Annotated in this window: 7 protein-coding genes; 4 read left to right on the top strand and 3 right to left on the bottom strand. The window is 52.9% G+C overall.

The window, feature by feature from the left end:
- On the top strand, positions 1 to 317 hold a 317-nt coding region (locus CGS25_RS18570), incomplete at its 5' end, for an outer membrane protein transport protein (RefSeq protein WP_232802502.1).
- A 9-nt stretch (positions 318 to 326) separates the two neighbouring features.
- Positions 327 to 3,728, top strand: a complete 3,402-nt coding sequence (locus CGS25_RS18575; RefSeq protein ID WP_101676380.1) for an Ig-like domain-containing protein — start codon at positions 327 to 329, stop codon at positions 3,726 to 3,728.
- Positions 3,729 to 4,020: 292 nt separating this feature from the next.
- Here the strand turns inward: CGS25_RS18575 and CGS25_RS18580 are convergent, their stop codons facing one another.
- The 3 genes from CGS25_RS18580 to CGS25_RS18590 all read right to left on the bottom strand — a co-directional run bounded on the left by CGS25_RS18580 (position 4,021) and on the right by CGS25_RS18590 (position 6,220).
- Positions 4,021 to 4,413, bottom strand: a complete 393-nt coding sequence (locus CGS25_RS18580; protein WP_101676381.1) for a hypothetical protein — start codon at positions 4,411 to 4,413, stop codon at positions 4,021 to 4,023.
- A gap of 309 nt (positions 4,414 to 4,722) precedes the next feature.
- Positions 4,723 to 5,565: a type II secretion system protein N gene (locus CGS25_RS18585; RefSeq protein ID WP_101676382.1), complete on the bottom strand. Its 843-nt coding sequence runs from the start codon at positions 5,563 to 5,565 to the stop codon at positions 4,723 to 4,725.
- A gap of 106 nt (positions 5,566 to 5,671) precedes the next feature.
- Complete coding sequence (locus tag CGS25_RS18590) at positions 5,672 to 6,220, bottom strand: hypothetical protein (protein ID WP_157933882.1); 549 nt, start codon at positions 6,218 to 6,220, stop codon at positions 5,672 to 5,674.
- An 803-nt stretch (positions 6,221 to 7,023) separates the two neighbouring features.
- Here CGS25_RS18590 and CGS25_RS18595 point away from each other — a divergent pair.
- Positions 7,024 to 7,533 (top strand): DUF192 domain-containing protein, encoded by a 510-nt coding sequence (locus CGS25_RS18595; RefSeq protein WP_089031810.1) that lies wholly within the window; start codon positions 7,024 to 7,026, stop codon positions 7,531 to 7,533.
- Positions 7,534 to 7,551: 18 nt separating this feature from the next.
- Complete coding sequence (locus CGS25_RS18600; protein ID WP_101676384.1) at positions 7,552 to 8,061, top strand: hypothetical protein; 510 nt, start codon at positions 7,552 to 7,554, stop codon at positions 8,059 to 8,061.
- Positions 8,062 to 8,124 lie beyond the last annotated feature (63 nt).

Raw genomic sequence — 8,124 nt, forward strand, 5'->3', positions numbered from 1 at the left:
GCCTGGAATACCAGCTCACCGACATGGTCGGCGTCACCGCTGGCGTGGCCTTCGAAGAGTCGCCGCTGGACAGCACCGACAACCCCAACGTGAACTATCTGGACGCCGACCGCACCGTGTTCGGCCTGGGCCTGACCAGCACCTTTGACCACGTCTATGGCATGCGCTACCCGGTGCGCGTGGACGTCGGCTACCAGTATCACCTGCTGGACAAGCGCGAGTTTCACGTCACATCCGACCAGACCGGCAACGACGACTACGTGGAAACCGACGGCGAGATCAACGTCTTCGGCGGCTCCATCAGCATGAAGTTTTAAGGGGGCACTATGAAAACAAGAACCATAACGCGGGCAGCGGTATTGCTGTCCTCGGCGGCATTGCTGGCCGCCTGTGGCGGCGGGGGCGGCAGCTCCCCGAGCAACGATGCCTCGGAAGGCAAGCGGCAATCCCTGCTCTACGCCTACCCGTACAACGAGCAAACCGAAATCGCCACCGCCGCGCCGGTGGTGTTGCGCTTTACCAGTGACGTCACCATCGCCAACGCGGAAAACGCGGTCACCCTGCACGAAGGCGACGCCGACGGCGCGGTAGTCGACGTGGATTACAGCAAGGTCGAAGAAGACCAGCGCGGCCTGGTGCTGACACCCAAAGAGCACCTCAAGCCGCTCACCGACTACACCGTGGTGGTCAATGGCCTGGAGCTCGACAAAGGCACCTCCGCCAACAAGAACCTGACCTTCACCACCCGGCCGCTGCAAAAAGGCCCGAAAGAATTGGTGGTGACCAGCGATGAGTTCGCCATCGAGCGGCAGATTCCGGACGCCTCCAAGAAAACCGAACCGGTGATGGATTTCTCCACCTTCCGATTCCAGTTCAGCCAACCCATTGACCCGACCACCGCCCACTACGGCGACGCCCCAGCCAGCTCCACCGCCCCGGCGGACACCATCAAACTCACCGACGCCAACGGCGACGTGGTGGACGCCACCCTGTTGATCGACGGCCCCTACATGACCGTGGACCCGACACCGGAATACCTGAACGCCGGCGAGACCTACACCCTCAGCATCAGCGGTGAACTCGCCAGCACCTACGGCGAAAACTTCGCCGCCCAGGAATTCACCTACCAGCCGATGGATTCCTCGCCCCGTGGCGAACCCGCCATCCTGGTGCAGAAGCTCACCACTCAAGGCACCTCACGCCTGACCGGCGCGCCCATCAACCAGGTTCCGGTTAACGGCACCCTGCTCGGCGAGGGCGCCAACTTTACCCAGGCCAGAAGTGACGCCGTGGAAGCGGAACTCGGTGACGTAACGGTCTACACCGACGTGACGCCGTTGCGTATTCCCCGGGGCACTACCCTGAACGGTGACGCCATTGAAAAAGTGCTGATCGGCGGCAAGGTCGATGCCGGCTTCGGCTCCGGCGACGTGAAAATGGTGTTCCTCTCCGACGCCACCGGCTACCTGGTTCCCAACCCCTATAACAGCGTGCGCAGCGACGCCCTGCGCATCGTGCACCTGTTTATGGACGTGGGCATCGCCACCGAAGACCCGCGTGCCAACGGCAGCTTCACCCAGGACATCGCGCACATCGAACTGGTCGGCGTAGCCGACGTGGACACCACAGCCGGCACTCTGAACATCGACGCCGTCAGCGTGGTGGAACCGGACATTCTCGGCCAGGAATACGGCTACGGCGTACTGAGCTTCCAGCTCCAGTCCTATGCGGATCAGGAAAACCCGCCGGCGGTGGTGATGGAGGATGTGACGCCTCCGGAGTTGCAGAGTTGGATGCCACAGAATCGTGAACCCGATGGTGTTGCGTTATATCAAAAGCCCGGAGACCCGTTGGTCTTGAACTTCAACGAGCCTATTGATGGTCGCAGTTTACGTGCTGCGTTTATACTTTATAAAAATGGGTCTGAAGTCGGTTTTGACTACGAGCTGGATGGTGCTTCAGTACTTATTCGACCGAGCGAGCCTCTGACCTACAGTAAAGAAACTGATCCTGTTAGTTATCAGTTGCAAATTTCCGATCAGATAACTGACGTGGCGGGCAATCATTTCAACGGTCAGATTGTGGATTTTAGCATGCCCACAGAAGTTGAGATTGTGGCTGCAGGCATCAATGCGAGCTTTCAACCGGAGCAGATGATTGTGCGGGCACCTATTGTGTCCGCAATATATCCAGGTTTCCCTTGCGTAACCGATCCGGCGACGAGAGATCTGGCTAATGGCATCTCGGGACGCTGTATCGGTAGCGTTGATGAGCCGATTGTGGACGGAGACAGCGACGCCAATATCGCTCAGAGCGATGCCCTGCCGGTCACTGAAATGCCAAGGAACCGCCCAATTATAGTGAATTTTTCCAAAGACATGGATATAGACAGTATCGTTTTAGGGCAATCATTTTTGGTGGAAAAAAGCGATGAGGCTGGAAATGCCGTAGAGGAAGTTGCCGGCGATCTTAGGGTCGAGCCTAGAAGAGTAGTGTTCTATCCGGATGAACCGTGGGAGGAGGGCGCTCTTTATCGCTCAACTCTGAAGTCCAATGGCAACATGACTTCATCGGCCTGCGACCCGTCTGGCCAGATATGTTCTTTCGATGGTCTGCCGCTACAAACCCAAATGTTAGGGCGCCTTATCAGAATAACTAATTCCTCGACATCTCAGGCTCCGACTACCCTTAGCACCATTATTCCTGCGCCAAATGGTGGCGGGCAAGACATGGTGAATTTCTTTGTGGGGGCTGAAGAAACTGATTGGGTATTCCAGAACCTCAATAATCTTCCTACTTCAGACACAAACTCGAACTTTTTCCATGATGCAAATCGCACGGTAGAAGAGCCGCCAAACCCCATCGTGCCGTACATCGTGGAGCGGGAATATAATGTCGAGGAGTATGGTGCCACGGATGAGCCGGACCCTAATGCAGACCTGACCCCGAGTGTAACAAATGGGGTGCCCATAGATCTGAATGGTGTGCTGCCACCGATGAACGCGGTTAAAGTGCTTTCAAGAAATACCGCCGGCCTGGATTTCCAGGGCCAGGCCTCCAACCCTTCCACTTTGGCACTTAATAGCGTGAACGTTGGCTGTGGGTTTCAGGATCATATTCCGTTCGATGCCGATAACCCTGTCTCATATTACGCCGTTCCTTTGAACTGTCCTAAGCAGAAGTTTATTTATCTCTCCGGTAACCTTAATGCTGATGTGACGGACGAATATGATGAAGACCAAGATGCAATGAAGGTGCTAATCTGGCCTGGACAGATTACGGCGACGAGCCTGACGGCGTATACGCGTCTTTCAGATACAGAAGCGTATGTTCCGTCAGATAGCGGCCCTCAAGTGATGAGAATGCGATACGAGGAAGACGAAAATGGGATCAGGAATCAGCCGATTACCGGGTGGATAAGAAATACGGTATCAGGCCCAGTTCTTGATGCTACAGTCGATCTCTATGTTGATATCCCGGAATTGCAGTACAATTTGTTTGCGCTTAGTGGCCAACATAACATGCATAGCCACCCAATTACTTTGTCCTTGACTGGCGATATAGATTTCATGGATGACGGACGTATGGTGATCGAACAGATAAACACCAATCTGGTCGATTTGGATGTGCGTATATATGCTAGCGGGAGGGTGAAGGGGTCTATGGATCTTCGGGTAGCTGCCGAGGGTACAAGAATTAATTATATCTCCCAGCCGATAAAGAATTGACGGGTATGCAGTTCGGCTAAAGGCCTGAATGGCTTTGTTATTGAAGGCTAGTGACTTTATAAGGCGAACCTCATTTGAGGTTCGCCTTTTTTTGCGTCTGAGTTGAAGGTTTTGGAAGAAGTTTCGCGCAGGCACGGGCTCAACTGCAACACCTTCATGATTTTCGGTCCGTCTCACCCGAGACTGCAAAGTCTTCTCGAAACATATTGTGTCTGGTCTGTTCAGGATTCTTCTAGGTCTCAACTGTGGGATAACAGCGCTCCCGCCTCTCCGTGTAAAAGGGCCCTCCAATTTACGGAAAAACCTGAATTTTGTTGCTAGGGTTAGCAAACAGAACGTTCTGGTTTGCGGTGCCTGTGCTAGTCAGAGTAATGTTGCCCTCATAATCCCGGGGCAGGTTCTCAAGTGTGATCAGAGCACATGGGAATGCGCCGGCAACGGTGCCGCTGGTAACGATAACCGTGCCTTTGGTGCTGCCGGAAGAATCTTCAGACACGTTGCCGGTTAGGGATAGGTTGCATATCAATATATTTGGCGGGTTCGTGAGACCGTTATCCAGCCGAATTTCGCCGCTAAAGACGTAAGGGTTATTTGGAGTGACTGGAATAAAAGTCACCGCGTTTGCTGATACCGCGATGAACATGGCTGCAGTGGCTTCTAACGAAAGTACAGCTTTCTTCATCATTTACAAAGGCATGACAGTCTCCTTATTTATTCGGATTTAGTTTGAGTGGCGAATCGTACTTCTTCCATGCTTCGCCACCGTCGGTTCCGGTGGTTGTTGTTATTGCCCCCCAACCGACAAGACCAACGTTACTCCGATAAAAAACAAAGCGGTATAGAAAATTTTGGAAAGCACCTTTTCAAAATGAAAATATGAAATTTTTTAATTCAGAGTTTATGTCAATTATAGGGAATTGGCCGGCGCGGGTGCACGCGGAAATAAGCTGTGGCGCTGGCCACTAAGATATGAGGGGCGATTTCGGAGGGGAGGTCACTTTGAGTAATTTACTATTATTTGCTGGCCTTTTCGATCAATAACAATCGTGGCAGAGCCTGAGTCTTGAAAAGATTTCATAGCAAGTACGTCGCTATCGTCTGTGCCTATGGGGAAGCCATTGGCTGATTTTATAATGTCGCCTGTAGCGAGCCCGAAGTTCTCTTTCAGATCTTTAGCATCCTCTTGAACGATGTATCCTTCCGCGCTGGAAGTCGATACCGGCTTCAGGCCGTATTTTTGCAAAACATTTTCTCGTCCAGTTAATGTTTTTTCCTCCTGTGGGCTGTTGGTCTGCTCCTGGTGTGTTTTTCTTGTGTCCGATATCGAAACACCAGGCAAGCTGTCGAAGCTCACAAGATATAGGGTTTCAAGGCGGCCCTTATTATCAATTACTACTCTGTCTCCATAAACGCTTTTGAGTGCTATGCCTCGTTCCAGATCTTCGCCCGGCCGGTACAGATCTATATCTTTATCGCCTACGGAGATGATTGCCGAGGAAAACTTTGCCGTTAGGTTTTCGAAAACACCGAGCAGCTTAAATGAAAGGTTAGTTTCCGGCGCGGTATTCTCCGCCTCAGCATCGGTCGAAGCCATCGAGTAGGCACCAAATATGTTCCAGGACCTTATTTCTTTTTCAGAAATGGATCTTGCTTCGCTCGTTAATATTTGATGTGACGATGGGAGTGATCGATTTGGTATGTTTGCCTCTGCCGGTCCAGACCAGAAGAACCAAAAGTTTGAGGCTATAAGATAGGCAAAAAATATAGTTACTGCTATTAAAGAAAAGTCTCTGCAGAGAAAAATTATTTTGATTTTCTTTGCGATATGCAGGGACATTGGATTGTCGCTTCGGCTATTTTTTGATGGCCTTTATAATAAAATCTGAAAGCTATGGTTCAGTTAATAAAAAGAGGCCCCTTGACAGGGGCCTCTTCCGTCTTTCTTACGGCAGAACTTGAATGTTGTTGCTGGGATCAGCAAACAGAACGTTCTGGTTGGTGGTGCCATCGCCTACAAAAGTACAGGTGCCGAAGTTGGCACCTTCCAGATCAAAGCTGGAAGCGGTGGAGTTGTTGATGAACGGCACGGTGATGTCGCCGTCGCAATCCAACAGGTTAAAGGGAGCGGAAGCGCCAATGTTGGTCAGGTTTACGGAAGCACCAGTGCTGGTCAGAGTGCCGTTACCATCATAACCCCAGGGCAGGTTCTCAAGCGTAATCAGGCCACAAGGGAAGGCGCCAGAAACGGTGCCGCCGGTCACGATCACGGTGCCTTTGGTGCTGTCGGAGGGATCTTCAGACACGTTACCGGTCAGAGACAGGCCGCACACGTAATCACCGAGAGGGGTTTCCAGCCGGGTTTCACCACTGAAGGTGTAGGGGTTGTTCGGAGTAGCCGGAACAAAAGTCACCGCGCTCGCTGAGATCGCGGTGAACATGGCTGCGCCAGCGGCTACCGAAACTACTGCTTTCTTCATCATTTGCAAAGACATGACAGTCTCCTTGTTTATTCGGATTTAGTTTGTGTGGCGAATCGTACTTCTTCCATGCTTCGCCACCGTCGGTTCCGGTGGTTGTTGTTATTGCCCCCCGAACCGACAAGACCAACGTTACCCCGATAAAAAACAAAGCGGTATAGCAAATTTTGAAAAGCACCTTTTCAAAAAATGAAAACATGAAATTTCGTAAAGAAGAAACCAGAGCCGTATCAGTGACTTATGGGCGAAAGGGGGAGTACGGGTGTGCGCAAAAAACGAGTTGAGCTGCCGACGAACGGTAGGTTTTGGGGGATGAACGGTAGTCTTTTTCGGGTTGAGCCGCTTTTTTTGCAGCCAAAAGGGGGAAGTGAGGGCCGATTTCCAAAATACTATTTCACTATGCGGACCATTTTAATGAATAGGTGTTCATTTTCCAGTGTTTTGTTCACCTCTCGTCGGGTGCCAGGTGTTGAGAGCACGATTTTTATTACAAGTTCCGTCCATCGTGGACAAAAAGTGTAACGTTCTTCGGCTGCTGCCGTGGCTTCCCTTTCAGGTTGGATATTCGTTAAACCCCTTATTTTAAAGTCTCAACGCCGATCTTGCTGACGGATTTTCCGCTTGTCGGGCGCCTTGGAAGTTGAAAAGACCGGTCTGGCCAGCGCTTTTTTCTTGCGATTTGGCGGTGTTGATTGATACAACCCGGTGGGTCGCGCCAGCGGGTACGAGGGCGCTAAGAGAACCAGAGTTCACCAATTGGGTATGGCACGCGCGCGTCTCTTGGCGCCTGCGGTGTGGGCGACAACGGAAAAGCGACTATGAAAAAAGACGAAAATCCGTCGGTTTGTAAGCGATTGGCGCTTACGGGTGTTCTCTTAATGGTGGTGAGCGGGGCGTTGGCCGGGCCGGTCGCGGCGCCGATGAAGACGGTGTCGTTGTGTGTGCAAGGCGTGCAGAAGACGGTGCGCGCCGAGGTGGCGGCGAGTGAGGCGCAGCGCAATCTGGGGTTAATGAATCGCCGTGAGTTGGCGCCTTATGCGGGCATGTTGTTCCAGTTCGCGGAGCCGCCACCGGTGGGCGTGGGCTTTTATATGTATCGCACATTAATTCCGCTGGATGTTGCGTTTATGAATAAGAGTGGGCGCATTGTGGCGATCAGGACCATGGTGCCCTGTGCTAGCAGTGTGCCATCACGGTGTCCGGTGTATCGGCCAGGCGTGGGTTTTGCCAGCGCGCTGGAGGTCAATGCGGGTTTCTTTAAAAGACATGATGTGCAAAAAGGGGATAGTATTTTTCCTGTGGAGCAGGAAGGATGCAAAGACCATTGAGTGAAAAGGGGTAGGGAAGTGAAGAATAACTCCGAGGAAGACGAAGGCTTTCACTTGAACCGTGTTCTGTTGCGTTACACGGAAGTGTTCGTCAACGACGAGGTGGACCCGGAGCGCTATAACGTGCGGACGTGCAGCCTTCAGCGCTATGAGCTGTGTGAAAAAGTCACCGAGCTGGAGCCTGAAGAGGGCGATCCCGATCCCGGCTTGTGGCTCTATTGGGCGGATTTTTACTGTTGCGTGCGGCTGTTCTCGAGCGAAGCGGACACCCTGGCGAAGGGTTTCGTGCCCGACATCGACATTCGCGCGCATTTCCGGGGGGTGTACCACACGCGGGAGCCGTTGGAGGAGCTGGAGCTGGTTGATCTGAACAACCGTCAGGCTCAGCTTGATCTGGGCCCCTACTGGCAAGCCTACTTGCAGCAGGTGCGCGACATGATGGCCTTGAGCGTGCCGGTGGCGGTGCTGCGCCCGGCCAACAAAGACGCGCGAAACATGCCACCGCCGATGCCTTTTCAGCGCCACTGAAGGGGGGGCGGCAGGCCCGCCTCGCCTTCGGCTCGGTTCGCGGTCAAGGACCGCTCCCACGGC

This window comes from Alloalcanivorax mobilis (assembly GCF_002864685.1).
Lineage (GTDB): Bacteria > Pseudomonadota > Gammaproteobacteria > Pseudomonadales > Alcanivoracaceae > Alloalcanivorax > Alloalcanivorax mobilis.